Annotated in this window: 17 protein-coding genes; 6 read left to right on the top strand and 11 right to left on the bottom strand. The window is 47.0% G+C overall.

Features of this window, described 5'->3' with window-relative positions; genetic code table 11:
• Positions 1 to 227: 227 nt before the first annotated feature.
• The 3 genes from QM717_RS03495 to QM717_RS03485 form a co-directional block, all read right to left on the bottom strand.
• Positions 228 to 2,711, bottom strand: coding sequence for a S8 family peptidase (locus QM717_RS03495; RefSeq protein ID WP_415034880.1), 2,484 nt, complete (start codon positions 2,709 to 2,711; stop codon positions 228 to 230).
• A gap of 11 nt (positions 2,712 to 2,722) precedes the next feature.
• Complete coding sequence (locus tag QM717_RS03490; protein ID WP_415034878.1) at positions 2,723 to 3,898, bottom strand: AAA family ATPase; 1,176 nt, start codon at positions 3,896 to 3,898, stop codon at positions 2,723 to 2,725.
• Positions 3,899 to 4,074: 176 nt separating this feature from the next.
• Positions 4,075 to 4,302 carry a helix-turn-helix domain-containing protein gene (locus QM717_RS03485; RefSeq protein WP_415034876.1) on the bottom strand — a complete coding sequence of 76 codons (228 nt, stop codon included), beginning with the start codon at positions 4,300 to 4,302 and terminating at the stop codon, positions 4,075 to 4,077.
• A gap of 690 nt (positions 4,303 to 4,992) precedes the next feature.
• Here QM717_RS03485 and QM717_RS03480 point away from each other — a divergent pair.
• From QM717_RS03480 to QM717_RS03470, 3 genes are read left to right on the top strand one after another with little or no spacing between them, the layout of a single operon-like run.
• Positions 4,993 to 8,004: a SusC/RagA family TonB-linked outer membrane protein gene (locus QM717_RS03480; RefSeq protein ID WP_415034874.1), complete on the top strand. Its 3,012-nt coding sequence runs from the start codon at positions 4,993 to 4,995 to the stop codon at positions 8,002 to 8,004.
• A gap of 10 nt (positions 8,005 to 8,014) precedes the next feature.
• On the top strand, positions 8,015 to 9,409 hold the full coding sequence (locus tag QM717_RS03475) for a RagB/SusD family nutrient uptake outer membrane protein (RefSeq protein ID WP_415034872.1): 1,395 nt from the start codon (positions 8,015 to 8,017) through the stop codon (positions 9,407 to 9,409).
• 1 nt (position 9,410) lies between these two features.
• Positions 9,411 to 12,035, top strand: a complete 2,625-nt coding sequence (locus tag QM717_RS03470; RefSeq protein WP_415034870.1) for a prolyl oligopeptidase family serine peptidase — start codon at positions 9,411 to 9,413, stop codon at positions 12,033 to 12,035.
• 43 nt (positions 12,036 to 12,078) lie between these two features.
• Here QM717_RS03470 and QM717_RS03465 read toward each other — a convergent pair whose 3' ends face one another.
• The 6 genes from QM717_RS03465 to QM717_RS03440 all read right to left on the bottom strand — a co-directional run bounded on the left by QM717_RS03465 (position 12,079) and on the right by QM717_RS03440 (position 15,865).
• The gene (locus QM717_RS03465; RefSeq protein ID WP_415034868.1) at positions 12,079 to 12,327 is read right to left on the bottom strand and encodes a DUF6520 family protein; all 249 of its coding nucleotides are present in this window, start codon (positions 12,325 to 12,327) and stop codon (positions 12,079 to 12,081) included.
• 81 nt (positions 12,328 to 12,408) lie between these two features.
• Positions 12,409 to 13,914: a DoxX family protein gene (locus tag QM717_RS03460; RefSeq protein ID WP_415034866.1), complete on the bottom strand. Its 1,506-nt coding sequence runs from the start codon at positions 13,912 to 13,914 to the stop codon at positions 12,409 to 12,411.
• Positions 13,915 to 14,016: 102 nt separating this feature from the next.
• A complete protein-coding gene (locus QM717_RS03455) occupies positions 14,017 to 14,550 on the bottom strand; it encodes a helix-turn-helix domain-containing protein (RefSeq protein WP_415034864.1) in 534 nt (177 codons plus the stop codon).
• A gap of 137 nt (positions 14,551 to 14,687) precedes the next feature.
• Complete coding sequence (locus QM717_RS03450) at positions 14,688 to 14,864, bottom strand: hypothetical protein (RefSeq protein WP_415034862.1); 177 nt, start codon at positions 14,862 to 14,864, stop codon at positions 14,688 to 14,690.
• Complete coding sequence (locus QM717_RS03445; RefSeq protein ID WP_415034860.1) at positions 14,842 to 15,024, bottom strand: hypothetical protein; 183 nt, start codon at positions 15,022 to 15,024, stop codon at positions 14,842 to 14,844. The genes QM717_RS03450 and QM717_RS03445 overlap by 23 nt, the downstream gene beginning before the upstream one ends.
• Before the next feature lie 73 nt (positions 15,025 to 15,097).
• Complete coding sequence (locus tag QM717_RS03440; protein ID WP_415034858.1) at positions 15,098 to 15,865, bottom strand: hypothetical protein; 768 nt, start codon at positions 15,863 to 15,865, stop codon at positions 15,098 to 15,100.
• A 277-nt stretch (positions 15,866 to 16,142) separates the two neighbouring features.
• On the opposite strand from QM717_RS03440, the gene QM717_RS03435 reads away from it, so the two are divergent.
• The 3 genes from QM717_RS03435 (at position 16,143) to QM717_RS03425 (ending at position 18,094) form a co-directional block, all read left to right on the top strand.
• Positions 16,143 to 16,343 (top strand): hypothetical protein, encoded by a 201-nt coding sequence (locus tag QM717_RS03435; protein WP_415034856.1) that lies wholly within the window; start codon positions 16,143 to 16,145, stop codon positions 16,341 to 16,343.
• Positions 16,344 to 16,570: 227 nt separating this feature from the next.
• The gene (locus QM717_RS03430; RefSeq protein WP_415034854.1) at positions 16,571 to 17,239 is read left to right on the top strand and encodes a response regulator; all 669 of its coding nucleotides are present in this window, start codon (positions 16,571 to 16,573) and stop codon (positions 17,237 to 17,239) included.
• Between the two features lie 339 nt (positions 17,240 to 17,578).
• Positions 17,579 to 18,094, top strand: a complete 516-nt coding sequence (locus QM717_RS03425) for a hypothetical protein (RefSeq protein ID WP_415034852.1) — start codon at positions 17,579 to 17,581, stop codon at positions 18,092 to 18,094.
• 104 nt (positions 18,095 to 18,198) lie between these two features.
• On the opposite strand, the gene QM717_RS03420 is transcribed toward QM717_RS03425, so the two are convergent.
• Both QM717_RS03420 and thiL read right to left on the bottom strand, forming a co-directional pair.
• A complete protein-coding gene (locus QM717_RS03420; protein WP_415034850.1) occupies positions 18,199 to 18,639 on the bottom strand; it encodes a response regulator in 441 nt (146 codons plus the stop codon).
• Positions 18,640 to 18,746: 107 nt separating this feature from the next.
• Positions 18,747 to 19,793: a thiamine-phosphate kinase gene (gene thiL / locus QM717_RS03415; RefSeq protein WP_415034848.1), complete on the bottom strand. Its 1,047-nt coding sequence runs from the start codon at positions 19,791 to 19,793 to the stop codon at positions 18,747 to 18,749.
• Between the last annotated feature and the right edge of the window lie 73 nt (positions 19,794 to 19,866).

Below are 19,866 nucleotides of genomic sequence, written 5' to 3'. Positions count from 1 at the left end.
GTGGTTGCTGGAGAATGCAACCGCAGTTGCGATAATTGTATTACGATTTGGATAATCAAGAAAGATTATCTACTTTTGTAGTACAATATTAAAGGGATTTGAGATGAGGAGTCTCAAATTGAAATGTTTCCCGCATTTACCCTTATGAAACCGCCTGATTGATCATCGCAACTGATTAATTAGGCTTTTTTTATTCCCCTCGGCTTCTATTATTATTTATTTAGAAATTAAACTCTTGGTGTGACTCGGGCCGCGGTTTTAATATCTACAGCCTGAACGCCTAGTGATTGAAGCATTTGTCTCATGTCGTTAAACACTGGTCTTTCTTTGTCAGGGTCTGAAATTGTCAAAATCGCTGTAAAAGGAACACCGGCGGCAGGAACGGATACACCGTCACGCGTAAGGTATTCTACATCTAAACTCCAGTCAGTTGTTGGTCCAATTCCTCTCGGAAAAGTTTTCTCATAAACTTTGACCGGACTCCATTTAAATGAATGCTCTATTTGATCTTTCTCATACTGCCCACCGTCTCCGGGGTCAGGAGTGTAAATGGCGCTCAACCTTCCCAGATAATGCCCGTTAGTTTGTAATTGACGTAACGCCGCATCAACATTTATTCTAACAAACTCAGCTCCATAATTATAATCAAATTTAGGTGTACTTACGATTGTCAATTTTGCGTGGCCAAAACACTTTCCGTCACGAACTAAGCTGGAAGGCCATGAAAATTTAAAACTCATTTTATGGCCACTGATAACCCTATTAGCAAATACGAGGGTTATCGAGGTAGGGTCGCCAGTCAAGATTTCATCAGATCCATTTGGAACTCCAAAGCCAACGAGATGCTTTGTAATATTTCTAAGGTTTTTGTCATTCAATGACTCTGGGAGTGATGAATGATGAATCCCAAGAGCAATTAACGTTTCTCGAGAGACATTACCCTCGATTGTATGATCGAGGCTGGCAATCGTTTTAGCGACATTAGGCGCTGCATAACTTGTTCCACATCCGTCCACTACTTCGCCAGCATCATTTAATGATAGCAGCCCGTGCCCAAAAACAGGATGAATTGTTCCTGACCCACCAATGTGTGCAAAATCAGGTTTTAACCCTACTCTAAGACCGGGCCCTCGGCAACTGTAGTTACTCAGAGCTAATGGTATTACATTGTCTAAATGTGGAGGATTAAGCGCTGAAACGCTAACATTTCTACAACTTTCAGCAGGCTTTTTTATTGAATCGTTTCGCGAGGAAGCTAGTATTTTCAAAGCATCAAATGAATCGCTCGGCCATTCTCTTCTGAAATCAGGGTGCTTGGTATTTCCCGCAGAAATAACAAATATTACATCATTTTCCTCCGCAATTTTGTCAAGCAGTTGGGCAAATAAACTGTAGCCTTCCGTTGAATTATGTTCCTCGATATTCATACTGAAATTAAAAACCCTCACGCCTGTTCGCGCTTTTAGATCTTGCACTGCAATTTCGAGTTCAGTAAAAAACTGAAATGGCTTCGGGAAGTAATTTTCAAATTTCCCAGGTGACGGTAAAATATCTAAATCAATAATTTTGCACCCATCAATTTCTTTACATATTGCATTTCCATTTAGTGATTGACCGAAAGTAGCAAGCCCCGCAATGAATGTGCCGTGGTTTTCATCTTTATCAGCGGGACTAATAAAATCCCATCTGTCTTCAATCCAATCGCCCAAAATATCAGAGACCCCACCATCAACAACGCAGATTTTAGGATAAGTGACGTTATCAAGGATCGAAGGAATCTCGAAAAAATCTCCTTTAGTGACCCTCGCGACATCGGTGCTTTTTGTTATAATTGGAGGGAGCGTAATTTTTTTCACCAAAGGATGCTGTTCAAGAAATTCAAGCAGTACTGCATGACGCTGAGCATCGAGGTCAGTTGGTTTTTTTTCTATCTGTTTACTTTGAGAAATTGTTGACGTTGTCAGTTGAATTACTGGCCGAGAATTGCTTTCCTCGAGTTTAACTCCAAAAGAGACTGAGGCTCCATTTCCGGTAATAATTCGCGATACAAATAAACCATTGCCAATCTTTTCCAACCCGTTAAAGAAACTTTCAAAAAGTTCACGTTTATACCTACTTAACAAATCCCAATCTTGTCGTGATGGAGGTGTATCGAATAGTTCCACAATATATGAACCACCCGTTTCGGCAGTGGCAAGCCAATTCACTGCTTCTGAGACTGAAAATTTCCGCTTGTCACTTGCAACGTACGCCGAAATATTTTGTATGGCACCAATTTCACTTCTTAGACGAGAAGGATATGGTTCACTCTTGCCATTTACTTCGCGATACCTTGTTTCGGGCTCAGCTTGCGCCACTTTATTGTTAATTTCGTCAATACTTTCGGGAGTCAATTCAATATACAATTCCCCAAGATCCCCTGCTCCAACAACAGGTGCAATTTGTCTTTTAAAAACCTGAGATGTTGGCCGATGACTTTTCGCTATAGCCGCATGTTTTAACGTTACTTTAGCGTACGAAATTTTTGCATAACTATTTGTCAATTGCATGCTGCGAATGTCGCTCAATTGTCTCCTGAGGTTATCGCGATGATTCGAAAATTCACGATCATTTCCAGCGAAGAAATCTTTTGAAGGACCGCCGCCTTTATTGTCTAACGCTTCGATAAAGTCGTTAGTATTGAGGATTATTTGAACAGGACTATTTGCCATGGCCTAAATTATTAGATATCTTTATTTTTCGATAAATGTTTACTTAAAGAAGAAGCCGTCATGCCAAACAGTAAGGCTACATCTTTTTGTTTAAAAGAAAGGGTTTTGTTGGCTAGCAAAGCGGAAATAAAATCTTCGTCGCTACGAAGCATAATATTCCTTTTTACAGCATCGACCCGCCCGCTATTTAGAAGTGCAAACTGTTTCATAATGGCAACGATATTAGGGTCTGTCTCTAAAACATATGCTCTTTTTAACCATTTAGACAACATTTCCGCGTCCGCCCCTGAAGACCCTTCTAGACACCAAGTCAAAAACTTAATCTCAGTTTCGCTAAATTTTAATGGCAGAACAAATTTGTTTAAAAGGCGTATTATCACATCTGTCGAAGGTTTTGGAATTTCAACCTGTATGTCAAACCTTCTCCAAATGGCTGGATCTAAAAGGCTTTCATGATTTGTCACGCCAATAGTGAAACCTTTTTCATGACGCGAATCTAAACTTTGTAATAAAGTATTTACAACTCGTTTTACTTCCCCAACTTCTTGCGGATCATTTCGAAGTTTGGCAATCGCATCAAATTCATCTAACAAAAGGATGCATTTGTAGCGATTGGCAAATGTGAATAGATTTCCAATATTCCTAGAGGTGGTGCCTAGATATGAAGACATTAAACCTTCAAGTCTTGCAAGGACTACAGGAAGGCCAATCTGGCTAGCAATCCATTTAGCCAAGTGTGTTTTGCCGGTTCCAGGCAGGCCATAAATTAAGCAAGAGCTGGCTGGAATTGCGTTTATTTCCAGAAGCTGGTCGAATTTCAGCCATTCATTGATAATTGATTCGATTGCGGATTGAATATTCTCGTCGAAAATAGGCATCTCGCTCGGCAAATCAATTGGGAAAAAGATTTCTGCCAATGGAGTTGATGTTTCTTTATCAACGGGAATCACTGTTTTGGTTGTCAATTGTTCACCGGAATGAATTACAAATGATTTTTGGATTTTACTTGGAGCCATATCTAGACCCTTGCCTGACGAAAGAAGTAAGCCTTCTAAAGAGCTTGCTTCTTTGGTATGGCCGTCTTTTTCCAAAATATCCCTCAGTCTTTTAACTTGATGTTTGGTTGCCTCATTTGGAGTGGCTAATGCGGAACGACAAAGTGCCTGGATTATATTAAAGTATTGCATGTTATTAAGTTAGGAATAAATATTAGGCAAATATAAATATATATTTCTGAAAATGAAAATAAATTTCCATTTTTATTATTTTAATTTCCTTATTTAGAAATTTATTTCCTTACTCAAAGGTTTGGGATTAAAAAAACCACCCTTAAAGGTGGTCTGATTGAAATATCAAAATTAATTTATAGAGCCTTCTCCGGCCAAAAATCCTTCGGCGAGCACTCCAAAATCTTCGCAATTTCATTCAAGTGCTTAATATTATATTTGGCTTTTTTAGAAGGAGCTTCAATATCTCCAATGAAGCCGACACCCTTTCCCATCCGAGTAGATAAATCCAATTGTGTAAGGCCGCGACTCTCTCGAATCTCCTTAACTCGTTGGATTATATACAATTCTATTTCGGTCAGCATACAAAGGTTTATATACAAATAGCTACATTATTTAAAAATTTTCCTATGGACTATAGTCCATATTTGAAATTAATTACTACATTTGCCCCAATAACAAAAACATGCGACACTTCTCCTAAAAAATAGAAGCATTCGCTCTGGATCTCAACTTGAAAACTGGCAGTTTTAGCACCGGGATACTAGTGAAAACCTCACGACCTAGGCGTGGGCTCACTTATAGGTGCACGGTATGCCAGTACCTCAAGTCGTAAGCTGGGCACGCGCCTTATTTATTAACAAATAACCGCACCCCTCAGTTTTCCCGAATCGTCAATAGGACGCCAAGAACCATCCCCGCGGGGAAGGAACATCATTTTCAAAAAAATCGCCCAAGCGCGTTCCGCCCATAGGTTATGGCAGGCGGGCACCTGCTTTCCGAATTTTCCGTTAAATCAGGCGCTGTTTGAGCGCAGCGAGTTTGCCTGATTTAGGAAACAAGGATTAGCAGGTCGCCGAATAACCAGGGGCTAGACTTTTTTGTTACTTTTTTGGTCAATGCAAAAAAGTAAAGAACCAACCGCAGTCGCCAGACTGCACAAAATAACACGCCTATGACAAAAAACTAAAAACAAAAAAGACCCTCTCCCAGTCGGCAAACTAATCAGAGGGCCTAGATCAATTAAACGAAGTTCAATTAACGAAACCAAAATTATGAAAAACACACCATTTTTCAAGGCTTTGGCATACCATTCTGCAATAATTTATTGTTGCCTTACCGCCACACAAGCCTCCGCTACACGCCATCCAAACACAGTGCAGCAGCAGCAAGCCTTAATCGGCACCGTCATCTACGACAACAGGCCGCTATCCGGCGCGACCATTGCCATCAAGGGCAAACCACAGACCACGATTTCCGACGAGAACGGAAATTTCACGATTCAGGCGCTACCAAATGATACTTTGGTAATCACCTTCACAGGCCTCAAGACGTTAGAGGTTCCCGTCAACGGAAAGACGACTTTAAGCATCGCTATGCACGACGACGCCACAGCATTGCAGCAAGTGACCGTTAATGCAGGCTACTACACCGTAAAGGAATCCGAACGCACAGGTTCAATTTCAAAAATCAATGCCGAACAAATCGAACGCCAACCCGTAACCAACATACTGGGTACGATGCAAGGCAGCATGCCCGGCATTTCCATCACACAGGAAACCGGCATGCCCGGCGGCGGCTACACCATCAACATCCGTGGCATAAACTCCCTTCGGCCCAATGGCAACGAACCCTTATATATTATCGACGGCGTTCCCTATGCCACCGATCCCATCAGCCACGCCCAGACATCATTGTCCACACCCGGCGACGGCAACCCACTCGGCAGCCTCAACCCGAACGACATTGCAGCTATCGAAATCCTCAAGGATGCCGATGCCACTGCCATCTACGGCTCGCGTGGTGCAAACGGTGTCGTCCTCATCACGACCCGTAAAGGGAAAAAAGGCAAGACCGCATTCACGTTCAACAGCACCTACGGCGTAGGTAAGGTCACACGCATGATGGATTTGATGAACACGCAACAATACCTGGCCATGCGTCGTCAGGCATTCGCCAACGACGGCATAGAGATCGGCGAGTCCGACTACGATGTCAACGGCACATGGAGCCAGACGCGTTACACCGACTGGCAGAAGGTATTCCTCGGCGGCACCGCCGAACGCAACGGATGGCAGTTCTCCGCATCGGGTGGCTCCGAACAGACAAGGTTTTTGCTGAGCGGAAACTACAATACCGAGACCACCGTCTTTCCGGGCGATTTCCGTTACAAAAGGGGAGGGGCACACCTGAACCTCGACCACACCTCCGAGGACAAGAAATTCCACATGGCATTTTCGGGTACCTATTCAGCCCAAACCAACAACATCCCGTGGGCCGACCCGACTGCCGCCGCGCGCAACCTCGAACCCAATGCACCCGAATTGTACGACGCCTTCGGCAACCTCAATTGGGAAAACAACACATGGAACAATCCCATGGCGCAGTTCAATGGCCGCAGCCGTACCGAAACCTACAACCTCTTGGCCAACGCCACGATGGGCTACCGGATTCTCGAAAACCTCGAACTCAAATCTGCTTTCGGCTTTACCGACCTGCACAACAACGACAGTCGCAGCATGCCGCACACGATTTTCAATCCGTCACTGGGGCGCACCTCCGCAAATTCCACCAAGTATGCCAACGAGCTGCTGCGCCAGTCCTGGATTGTCGAACCGCAGCTCAACTACCGCTATGCACTCGGCAAGTCAAGTATCGATGCCCTGTTGGGTGCCACCTTCCAGAACCAAACCACAAACCGCTTGGTATTGCAGGGAACGGGCTTTGCAAACAACAGCCTGATGGACGACATGGCCTCGGCCAACACCATCCGCGTCCGCAACAACGACGAGCTCGTCTACCGCTACAACGCATTCTTCGGCAGACTCAATTACACCTACGACCATAAATACATCCTAAACCTCACGGGTCGTCGCGATGGCTCGAGCCGTTTCGGTCCGGGCAACCGCTTCGCCAATTTCGGCGCGGTCGGCGCGGCATGGCTGTTCCACAAGGAAGCATTCATGCAACCTGTGGGTTTCCTGAGTTTCGGCAAGCTTCGCGCAAGCTATGGTACAACGGGCAATGACCAGATAGGCGACTACCAATACCTCGACACCTATACCTCGTCGGGCTATGTCTCTCAGGGCATCAAGGGACTGCTGCCCTCGCGCCTGTACAACGCCAATTTTGGGTGGGAGACCAACAACAAACTCGAAGGCGCGATAGAAATGGGCTTTTTAAAAGACAAACTGTTCCTTACCGCCGCATGCTACAAGAACCGCTCGTCAAACCAACTCGTCGGCCTGCCCATAGCCGCGACCACGGGTTTCACGGTCATACAAACCAATCTCGATGCTACCGTAGAAAACCGCGGATGGGAGTTTACACTACGCAACACCAACTGGCAGACCCAAAACTTCAACTGGACAACAAGTATCAACCTGACACTGCCCGAAAATAAACTGGTTTCGTTCCCCCGGCTCGAAACCTCACCCTACCGCAACGATTACGTGATCGGCCAACCCATCACCATAAAGAAACTGTTCCAGTACAAGGGCATCAACCCGCAGACAGGCGTCTACGAGTTTACCGATTTCAACGGCGACGGCACAATTTCCTACGAGGATGACCGCCAGATAGTTCGCGATTTCGCACCCGAATACTACGGCGGCATACAGAACCAGTTCACCTACAAAGGCTTGACCTTCGACTTCCTGTTCCAATTCGTAAAACAGCTCAATTTCAATGAGGCAGGCACACAGGGCTACGCAGGATTGCAGCGCAACCAACCCGCAGCCTTCACTGACAGTTGGTCGCAGCCGGGCGATGTTGCGACTTATCAGGTACTCACCACAGGACTGAACGACACCGCCATGCAGGCATCCGAATACTACGCCCAAAGTGACGGCGCGGTCAGCGATGCGTCCTACATCCGGCTCAAGAATGTAGCCCTGTCCTACAGGCTTCCCGAAAAATATTTAAAGAACATCGGCTGCCGCCTCTCGCTCAACGCGCAGAACCTCTGGACGATCACCTCATACAAAGGTGCCGATCCCGAATTCCGTGACGCAGGCTACCTCCCGCCGCTACGCGTAATCTCAGGCGGCATCGAATTAACCTTTTAAAACCACAACCATGAAAACGACCATAAAATACAATCCACGCAAAACAATGGCACTGTTAGCCATCCCCATATTTTTCCTGTTTGGTTGCGATGATTTCCTCGAAGTCAACCAACCAAACTCCCAACTTACCGCCGAGGCGGTTTTCGAGAACAGCGTCACCGCAAACGCCGCCCTTTCCGACATCTATTCACAAATGCGCGAGGCAGGCGTGATATGCGGCAAGCTCTCCGGCACTTCCGTCCTGATGGGCTGCTACGCCGACGAATTGGTTTCCTTCGAGAGCGGGCCCAACACGACGGCCAACTTCTACGACAACGCCGTTCTTTCCTCAAATGCTTCCGTTTCCGAGATTTGGGGCGCGGCCTATGCGCAGATTTATGCGGCAAATTCGGTCTACGCCCGAACAGGAAATTCTCTCTCATTGACCCCTTCCGAAAAGGCGATTTTTCAAGGCGAGGCATTGTTCATCCGCGCACTCAACCACCTTTACCTGACGGGCATTTTCGGCGACATTCCATACATCACGACCACCGAATACCCGGTCAACAACACCATCAGGAAAACGCCCGCAGCGCAGGTCATCCAAAAGGCAATCGCCGATCTCGAACTGGCCACGACCCTTTTGCCCCTCGAATACCAAACCCCTGACCACGCCCGCCCAAACCGCTCCACCGCACAGGCCTTACTCGCAAGGGCTTACCTGTACGCAGGACAATGGGCAGAGGCCGCCAACGCAGCGTCCGCAGTACTGAACGAGACAGCAACCTACGCCTTGGAAAACGATTTAAATAATGTGTTCCTACGCAGCAGCACATCGACCATCTGGCAACTCGCCCCGGCCCACGAAGGCAAGAACACCGATGAGGCCGTGGCATTCATCTTTACCGAAGGCCCGCCATCGATCGTCGCATTGTCCCCAGATTTTGTGTCGCAATTCGAACCGGGCGACCAAAGGCGCACCGCTTGGATTGCAGAAATCACCGACGGCTCAACTATTTGGTTTCACCCCAATAAATACAAGCTACAGGACGACACCGGAGCATCCGAGGAATTCTCGATCGTCCTGCGCCTCGAAGAACAATACCTGATCCGTGCCGAGGCACGCGCACGGCAAGGCGACCTGATAGGGGCGAGGGAAGACCTCGATGCCATCCGTACCCGCGCAGGCCTTCCGGGCACAACGGCAATAACTACCGAAGCATTGCTTACCGCGATCCTCAACGAACGCAGGACCGAATTCTTCACCGAACACGGTCACCGTTTCCTCGACCTCAAGCGGTCAGGCAATCTCGATACGACATTAGGCGGCAAGCCGGGTTGGTCGTCAACCGACCGCCTATGGCCATTGCCGCAATCAGAATTACAAGTCAACCCAAATCTTAACCCTCAAAACCCTGGCTACTGATATGGAAAAGCTTGTTAAAAATACATTGTCAAGGGACTGGCAATGTGCGCACTCAGGTGGTGGTCTCCTAGTGCTAGTTTTATTTTTTTGGTTAGTTTCCTGCCCGGTCTCCGGGCAGGGCAAACCAAACCGCGTCGCCACCGAGGCCGATTACAACCTCTGGGGGAACATGTACTTCGAGAACATATCCGACTACGGTAACTGGATTTCCTACCGCATGCAATACGACGAACTCCCAGACACGCTCGTGGTACAGCACACCAAAAGCAGGGTCAAGTTCAAATTCTTGGAAGCCGACGGCAAATTCCAGGGCGAGAAATGGTTCACCGCCAAACACGGCGACACGCTCGACCTGTTGGATTTAGCCACCGGCAAGACAAGGCAACTCACAGGCATAATGTCCTATGCATTGTCCTCCGATAATACGACACTGCTCACGATCGAGAAACAAGAAGCCGCAACGATGTTCTGCATTTCCAAGCCTTCGGGCGGTACGATCGAGAAAATCCCCAATGTGTCGGCGTTCAGCATGGCACCCACAAACGATGCCGTCGTCTACAAGAGCGGGAATAAGGTAATTTGGCTACCATTGGACGGCACAAAATCCCCTTGGGAAATCGAAGCCGGAAGCGGCGACTGCCATTTCGCATGGCAAAGCAACGGAAAGTCATTCGCATTTGTCAGCAAAGGGGAGAAGGAAAACCAGGTCTTTCATGCAATCCCCAAGGAGAAAAAGATTCACATCTTCAGTCCGTCGACAATGCTGTCCTTCCCGTCAGGGAAACAGATTGCAACAGGCAGCCTTTCCCAACTTACCATTTCCAACGATGGCCAAAGGATTTTCTTCGGCCTGCTAGACCCAGGCGAACTTACCAAATACAACGGCAAGGAAATAAAGGTGTGGAACGGCAACGACAAATACTTCTACCCGCAGAAAAACAGGGTCAACAACTTTGCAGGTTGGCCAAAAATGGCGGCTTGGATGCCGGTCGAAAACCGGTTCTTGCTAATCGGCAGTACTGAACGGCCTTACATTTTCTTTAACGCAACGATGGATTATGCGATCACTTACAGTCCTTACGAAATTGGCCCGCAATACATAGAAGTTCCTAATACTAACTATTACCTGACCCATCTCAGGACTGGGCAAACCCGTCTTTTGTTGGAAAACCAATCCAACGTCCACTACGAATTATCGGTTTCTCCTAACGGAAAATATCTGGCCTACATAAAAGGAGCGGATTGGTGGATTTATGAATTTGACACCGGAAAGCATACGAATATCACCAATGGCAAGATTCCTGATTTGGTTGATGCAGAAGGGTTCGAAAATTATGCATTTGGCGTAGCGGCTTGGGGTTTGAAAGACAGTTCGCTTTTGGTATACGATCAAAATGATATTTGGGAAATCGGATTGGAAAAAGCATTCAAAAAAAGGCTCACCAAAGGAAAAGAAAAGGGTGTTACCTACCGGATTGCCTTCACCGTTTCGGAATTGAATGGCAAACGGAATTTCGATTGGCGTTTTGACCACGCCTTGGATACCAAAAAAGGCATATTGCTGAAAGCGGTCACCGACACGACAAGGGCTTACTATTTTAGGGATGCCAAAGGGAAACTAAACAACATTGATAACGGCTCTTGTGGATTATTGGGAATAATCAAGGCACCCAGGGCCGATGCCTACGTATGGCAATCCGAAACATTCAATGACCCGCCTGAGTTTCGAACCAAGAATTTAAGGGATAATAAATACCGCGTGGTTGAGAAAAGTAACCGTCACCACAAAAATTTCTTATGGCGCGAACCCGAAATAATCAGGTACAAGAATAATTCGGGTAATAATTTAAACGGCATATTATATTATCCGGCCGATTATGATACGACAAAAAAATACCCCATGGTCGTGCATATCTACCAGAAACAGTTTTACCATTTATACCTTTATGACATTCCCTCTTTGTACAAAGATGACGGATTTAATATACAGCATCTCACAGCCCATGGCTATTTTGTATTCGAACCTGACATTACCAGCCACGAGGGCGAACCGGGAATGGCTGCACTCGATTGTGTCGAGTCAGGTGTCAAGGCAGTAATCGTAAAAGGCTCGGTACTACCCAACAGTGTAGCCTTGATAGGACATTCGTTTGGCGGTTATGAAACGAACTATATAGCTACACGGTCAGGCCTTTTCGCGTGCGCTATATCGGGCGCAGGAATTTCTGACGCGCAATCTTTCTATTTGGGAATAAGTATTTGGCTTGGACGTCCCGAAATATGGAGATTGGAAACCCAGCAGTGGGACATGAAGAAATCGTTGTTCGAGGACCGCAGACGGTACGAAAGAAATTCACCGATGACCTACGTGGCAGATATCAAGACACCTATATTGCAATGGACAGGCGAAGCCGATAACAATGTTAATCCAAACCAATCTTATGCATTTTATGTAGCACTGAGACGGTTAAACAAAGAACAGATGTTGGTAACCTATCCAAACGAAAAGCACGGATTGGTAAATCCAAAAAACCAAAAGGACTTGAGTAAAAAAACGGACGATTGGTTGGCATTTTATCTTAAAAAAGAACTCCCGGCGCAATGGATTGCAGACGGGATAAAATAAAAATGCGGGCAAAAGCCCGCATTTTCTTTGCCCGGAGACGGCATCAAGGTTTGTGAAACAAAGCTTCGGAGCAATCATTCCCATCTTTCTCATAAGCCTGCACGCCTGCCTGCTTACAAAGGCTTCCCATTGTGTTGTTACATTGACGCAATTCAACACAATCAATCGTCCAACCCTGGACAATTTTGCCTTCTGCTTTCGCAGTTTTTTGGTTGCTGGTGGTTACCGCACCCGCCGAAGCAAGCGCAAAAGCCGCCACAGGCAAAATCATTTTTAAAAGATTTGCTTTCATAATAAATAAATTTAAATTGATATTTTCGGCCTACTCTTTTCTACAGGTTTTCAGCCTTGCCCCTGAACCGGCCGGTATTCTTTATCGGTCATCCAGACCGTCAAATTCTTTGAGGAGGGATTTCTCGATACGGTGCACCACAAGTTTTTCGCCCACAAGGGCATACACATGATGATCGGTAACCATAAACGCATCATAATCCGTGGTGCCGTCCAATTTATACAGGTAGAAACTCATGCGGTAGCTGTTGTCCCTTAGGTCATATACGTCGACCACGTTGGCCTGTCGCCACATCCCTTCGGTTTCATGCTTGCCACGCATCGTCGATTGCACGAAAAGCAGGTTCCTGTGCACGTCACTTAGCCTGTTCACCATCAACGGCGGGGCCGAGAATTTCCGCTCATCCCTTTTCTTTACATAAGCGACCTTAATTTTTGCCCGGGATGTAGTATCTATGGTGTTCCCTCGACTAATGAGGTTGAGTGCTTCATCCGTTACGATAAACTGGTTCCTATAATAATATAGGTATACATAACGCCCCAAACTTTCACTGTATCGGGGTATACCATCGGTATCGAAAACACCATCGATCTGTTTTTGCAGCAAACGGTCATGCAGCCGAAACCCATTTCCATCCCGAAAGTTCACCGTCCCCAAAACATTTTCCTGCGATTGCCCAAAAGTCCTGAATGCCATTGTCGAATCATTCGTGATGACGGGGAAATAGAACTTTTTAGGCAACAAGAATCGCTTGCCTACATTCCAATCATAAGTATACCCACTATATATAATAGGTACCGTGCCATCCGACAAATAAAAGCGGGATTGCCTTACCTCAAGTTGCAGCGATCGGAATTTGGTCAGGCTGTCATGGAAACGGATATGATATTGCCTCACTTTCCCGCCACGGTTGATCCCGGTCACAAGCAAAGGGGCGGAATAATTACCCAGATAGATCTGTCCGGTATCCTGTCCCGCAAAATAAAACGAATTGTAACCCAAATCGATTTCCCCGATCTGCGTCAACGGCCCGCGTGGAAACCGCCTAGTAAAATTATTATGTTGATGGATGATCGATTCCGACCCGAAATGAAGCACAGTCATAAAGACAATACTTCCAATGATGATAGAAACTAAGCCAACGCCTGTTTTCTTCAAAGACCTCGACCGCAGGCTACAGGTAAGCAACAACCCTATGGCACCCAAGGCCACAAAACCGACATTAAACAAAAGATGCTCGTCCCAACTCAACTTTTCAATCACACCGCCACACGAACACGGAACATTGGAACTATAATGAAGGATGAAATAAATATACAGCGTAAACAGTACCATTAGCGAATAACCCAGATACAAGGCTAAGGTCCGTGTAACAGTGAACACCAATAAACCCGCGATGACCAATTCAGTGACAACTACCGCATAGGAAACAAACCCGGCAAAGAATCCCAAAAGTGTCGACTGCCCCAGTTGCACCTGGAAGTTTTCAAAATCCAGCAGCTTGCTTACCGAGGCATACACAAACAACAATATATAAAGGAGGCTGATAATTAAAACGGCAATGCGTTTCGCTGCTGGATATCTCATACCGAAAGATTTTTGGTAAAATTCCAAAGACCACATATTTTGTCTTTGTCAAATCGGGACAACGGTTTACCTTTTCGGGTCAAAGTGGTTCGGTTTGCGATTTCACTGTTGACGCAACACGATAGGGGCATGCCCAAAATATTTCCTGAAGGCCGTCGAGAAATTATGGTAGGTATTGAAACCGCAACTGGTGGCAATTTCGTTAAGCGGAAGCTTGGTTTGCAGCACAAGCAACTGCGCCTTTCTCAGGCGCTCTTGGTTATAGTATCGGTAAATACTGGTGTGGTATAACGCCTTGAAACTTTCCTTGAGTTTCCGTTCGTTCGTAAAGAACATCCGCGCAAGCGCCTTGAGTGTCGGCAACGGCTCTTCTAAATGAAGTCTGATATATTCGGCCAGTAGCTCGGCAGGTTGCTTTGAGGTGTCAGGCAAGGAGACCAATCCGAAACCGACGCTATCGTTATACCGCAGGTAAGTTTCAAGGTCGTCCGCGATGAGGTTAAGGTAAACGGCAATTGCGTCGGCATAGGTACTTCGGCTTGAAATCGGGATACGGTAGCTAAAATCGCGTTTGGCAAACGAGTCAAACATCTCGAAAATGGCTTCAATCCTTTTGTCGGTCGCGTCCTGTTGCATGGCTTATAAGGAATTGGTTATTAAGGCTTTTATGGTGTAAATATAGAGAATATCGGATTCTGTGATTTTCGCATTTGGGACTTTTTGCATCCAGATAAAAAAAGCCCGCAAATTTTGCGGGCTTCATCCAATGGCGATCAGTCTTTGTGTCGCCGCGTAATCCATTTAAGGAAAAGTGTCGCCAGGAAACTGACCGAGGTACCCACCACTGCGAGTACCGCCGTCCTGATGATATCCTCCGAAAGGATATTGGGCAGCATGCTGCACAAGGCACCCGAGAACGTTCCTGTCCTAAGCGAAAAATGCACGTCCATCACTAGGATAAAAAGAGGTCCTCGGCACCGATTGTGTACCGCCAATGTCGGCCAACCTGCGCTCATGCCCCGGATTGGTACCTATCGGCTTGTTGGTAGGGATTGTTTGCCCACCGATGGCGGTAAAGAATAACAGCAAAAAGAAAAATGTTGTTTTCATAACGTAAAAGATTTAATGTAAATATTGATTTTGAAAACCCCGCAGCCTTTTTGGTTGCGGGGCATTAACACCCTTACGGTGTCGGGAGCCCGCTCACCATTACAAGCGATAACGGGTTGAATGCGCCGTTCTTGAGCGGATACATCTGATTGTTTACCTGTTGGAAAAACTCCAGTCCCACCGCAAGGAACAGCGGTTTCGTGCTGTTTGTCGTCACCGCATTGGTCTGCGTGATCGCCGCCGTCGGTGTGGCATCGATGGGCAGTACCGCGCTCGATGAGTTCTGCATCACATACGTTTCCGCCTCAAAGTCAATTTCGGCCCCTGCCGAAACAATCTTGAAATGGGTAGCCCCGGTCGGTGCAATAATCATGTTGACGGGTACGAACGGAGCAAGTGTAACGTCCAGTTCACCCGATACACGGTTAATGGTCGGCACATAAGGCGCAAAGAGCGTGGTGCTGAGTTTACCGTTGATGTTGAATTCGAAGCCCGTCAGCAGTTCGGCCTCGCCGTCTATAACGTTTCGCATACCGCGCTCGTTCACGGCATCGGCCTTGATGACCCGCATCATGTCCTGGGTGAGCCTGCTGGTAACCCGACTGTCCTTGGAGTTGATCATCACGCCGCGCAGCGCGCTTCGCAACATCTTGCTCGCCTTGCCCGCACGGGCAAACTCCGCATTGTTCTCACGCGTCCGTTGGAAAGCGGGGTCACTCGCGATACGGGCTGCGGGGACGCCGCCCTTAGTCCTGACAAGATAACCATCCTGTCCGGACTTGTAGAAGGTCACGTCATCCAACGTACCCTTCACCTTGAATATGCCTTTCTGTTTAGCCATAATCTTAAAAATTTAAATGAATGAATAATTTGAAACTCGATCATCAAAATTCGTTGCAACTGTCTCGGATGACTGTCGCAAAGTTTTGGCAATAAAAATCATATCTCAAAGAGGTCTCGGCCAGAACGGCCGTTATTGGGATGCAAGGGGCAAAGAAGTATCAACTTGTCTAAAAATGTCCGGAGACGACAACTTTTTTCCCGTTCAACGCACACAAAAATTGCATAGATTTGGTATGAAAGATTCTTATCCACGATAACCCTAAATCTCAAACGCCATGAAACCAGACAACTACAGGGCATGCATTTACCCAAAAGACATCCAAAGAATAATGGGCAAGGAAGACAAATCCGCACGTCGTTACCTCAAGAAGATAAAGGAACACCTCAAGAAACAACCGCACCAATTTGTCTCCATTACCGAATTCTCTGCCTACTCGGGCATACCGATAGATGAAGTCCGCAATGGTATGTGTTAGGCTTTGGACAACGAAAAGAATAAAATAGAAATTCATTACTTCCCGGATACTTCCTAGATACTCCCTATATAGTCCGTGTTAAAGTGCACTAAAAACAGGTAAGGAAATCAGTGGAAAGAAAATGGGAGTAAGCAAAAAAAATGTATTTATGCAATCCCTTTCGTTAAACAAAACGAAAAAAAAATTACGTTTGCAAAAGCAAACAACCCAACTCAACCAAAAACCACATGGCAACGAGCATCAATATCCTAATTGTCGACGACCATCCTTTCATCATCGAGGCCTACAAGAATGCGATCAAAGGATACAACTCAAAAGGGCTCTATGAGTTCACCATCACCCAGGCCAAGGACTGCAAAACCGGGTACGAGGCGATCACCGAGGCGGCCGAGCCGTTCGGCATCGCGTTCTTCGACCTGAGCATGCCCATCTATGAGGAAAAAGGCATCTATTCGGGTGAGGATTTGGCCCTGCTGATCAAGAAGGAAATGCCCGACTGCAAGATCATCCTGCTCACGATGCACACCGAACTGCTTAAGATCAATACCATCATCAAGAACATCAACCCGAACGGGCTTGTGATTAAGAACGACCTGACTTTCGATGAACTGCTGATCGCCTTCGACAAGATCCTAATCGGGGAGAACTACTACAGCCAGACCGTCGTCAAGTTGGTGAGCCAGCTTCAGTACGACAACATCGAGATCGATGCCTTCGACAAGCAAATTCTGTATCACCTGTCCAAGGGAACCAAAACCAAGGACATCCCACAATTCGTCCCGCTGTCGCTAAGCGCGGTCGAAAAACGCAAGCTGAACCTCAAGGAAACCCTCGAAATCAAGGGCGGCTCCGACGTCGACTTGATCCGCGAAGCCAAGAACAAAGGGCTTTTGTAACCCCAATTACGGGAAACCGTAAAAACAAATGCGGGAAACCGTAACGAAAAATACGGGAAGCCGTATTCGTTTTACGGGTCGTTGGTGTTAATTTTACAACGTGATAATGAGTTAGTTATCTCACACATTAAAATAAATACCGTAAAGCGATATTCATTAAGACCCCTTTTTTTATCAGTCCCCAAATTGATTACCAAGAACTTAATGCTGCTCTTTACAAAACAAAAAAGCGATATAGTAGGGAATATCGCTTTTTTTATGCGCTTATATTTCTGCCGTCCATGGTAACGTCTAAACAAATACCGCGACAAACAGTCATTTCCAAGTAAAGCCGCAACAATGACCACAAATCTGCAAAGCACCCGCATCGACTACAAAGGGAAAACCGTTGCCGCAAACAAATTGACCATAGCCTCCGAGATCCAAATCCCCGCAGATGTTGCCTGGGAAAAGGTCCAGACCAGCGCACTGCTGCATTTTATCGCCAAGGGCAAAATACGTTTCAAACCGACCCAGGGACACTTTCCCCAAAAATGGACCCAGGGCCAGACCGTTTCCACGCGGATGTTTTTATACAACAGCCTTCCCATGGGCGGAATCCATTCGATCCATTTTGAAAAAATAGACCCGGTCGGCAGGATAATCCAAACCAGGGAATGGGACAGTTGCGCCAAGGTCTGGGACCATACGATCTCGATCAAGCAAGTCACCGATACCTCGATCCTTTACCAGGACGAGATTACGATCTACGCAGGAATATGGACCAAATGGGTTACCGCATGGGCAAAATCGTTTTACAGGCACCGCCAGGGAAGGTGGCAGCAGGTAGGCTGGTCATCAACTGGATGTCAATGACCGCTTTCGGCAAGCCCTAAAATAACAAAGGAAACAACCGGATTGACTCTCGATTGTTTCCCTTGCTATAAATATTAGAGGATAGCCCTAAAGATGATGGTACGCTAGATGGCGTCGATGTCCATGAGCGCAAACTCCTCGTTCGTCTGGGGCTTGAAGTTCTTGAAATCGATGTCCAGCACATGCCGTATCGACCGTTGCAGCTTGTCCAGCGAGGTAGGCTTGATCACAAAATAATTGGCGCCCGCCTCCCGGCTCTTGTCGATATTGTTGAATCCGACTGTGGTCAGTACCACGATGGGCATATCGGTGTACCGGTCATAAACCCTGATTTCCTTGATGGTCTCGAGTCCGCTCTTGCGCGGCATGTTGAGGTCTACGAATACGGCGTTGGGTAATTTCTTGACAATATGGAGGTTCTTGATCATCGTATCGCCGGTGGTGAATACGATAACTTGCACATTTTCAAACGATTCGGTGGCCTCGAGGAATAATTCAATATCGTCCTTGTCGTCGTCGAGGTAAAAGATTCTCAGCTTGCTCATAGTTGCGTTATTAGATTTCGATTAAAAATACCTAAAAACACTCAGGAAAAATAGCTTTTTTTGATTTTTGTGATTTGTTTGACGAAAAATTTTCCGACAACTGCAATTTATTCCGCTAGGGCATTCCAGCCGCGCGCCTTGAGCGCGATCTTGGTATGGGCACGGGTAATGAGGTGCAGCCCCTCTTTTTCCTCGGTCATGTGGCCGATCACCGTAAAGTTCGGGTTGCCCTTGATTTTGTCGAAATCGCCCATGTCGATCGTAAACAGCAACTCATAATCCTCGCCGCCGTTGATGGCCACGGTCGTAGAATCGATGTTGAATTCCTCACAGGTCGAGATGAGTTGCGGATCCAGCGGCAGCTTTTCCTCATACAGGTTACAACCCGTACCCGATTGCTTGCACAAATGGATGATCTCCGACGACAGCCCATCCGAGATGTCGATCATCGAGGTCGGCTTGATCTCGAGCGCGTGCAGCAATGTACGCACATCCTTGCGCGCCTCGGGCTTCAACTGGCGTTCGATCAGGTAAGTGTAGGCGTCGAGGTCGGGCTGCGAATTCGGGTTCACCTGGAACACCTGTTTCTCGCGCTCCAGGACCTGCAATCCCATATAGGCCGCACCAATGTCACCGGTAACGACCAGCAGGTCATTGGCCTTGGCCCCGTTGCGGTACACAAGTTCCTCGGCATCGGCCTCACCTAGCACGGTAATGCTGATGATGAGCCCTTTCTGCGATGAGGTCGTATCGCCGCCGATCACATCCACCTTGTATTCGTTGGCCGCCAGTGTAATCCCGGCAAACAGTTCTTCCAGTGCCTCGAGCGGGAAACGGTTCGAAACCGCGACCGAAACCGTAATCTGCGTCGCCTTGGCATTCATCGCACAGATGTCCGATACATTCACCACCACGGCCTTGTAGCCCAAATGCTTGAGCGGCATATAGGCCAGGTCGAAATGCACGCCCTCGATGAGCAGGTCGGTCGAGACCACGATTTTCTTGTCTTTGAAGTCAAGCACGGCCGCATCATCGCCAATGCCCTTGAGCGTCGACGGCTGCACGATTTCAAAATTCTTGGTCAGGTGGTCGATGAGCCCGAACTCGCCGAGTTGGGCAATCGAGGTGCGCTGTGGATTTTTATCTTCTATCATGAGAGGCAAAGTTTAAGGTTGCAAAGTTACAAAGTTTTCCCCCTGTCATTTCGAACGGAGTGAGAAATCTCAC

The organism is Flavobacterium sp., from assembly GCF_047602195.1.
In the GTDB taxonomy this organism is placed as follows: Bacteria; Bacteroidota; Bacteroidia; order Flavobacteriales; family Flavobacteriaceae; genus Flavobacterium.
This window is presented reverse-complemented; position numbering and strand designations above follow the sequence as displayed.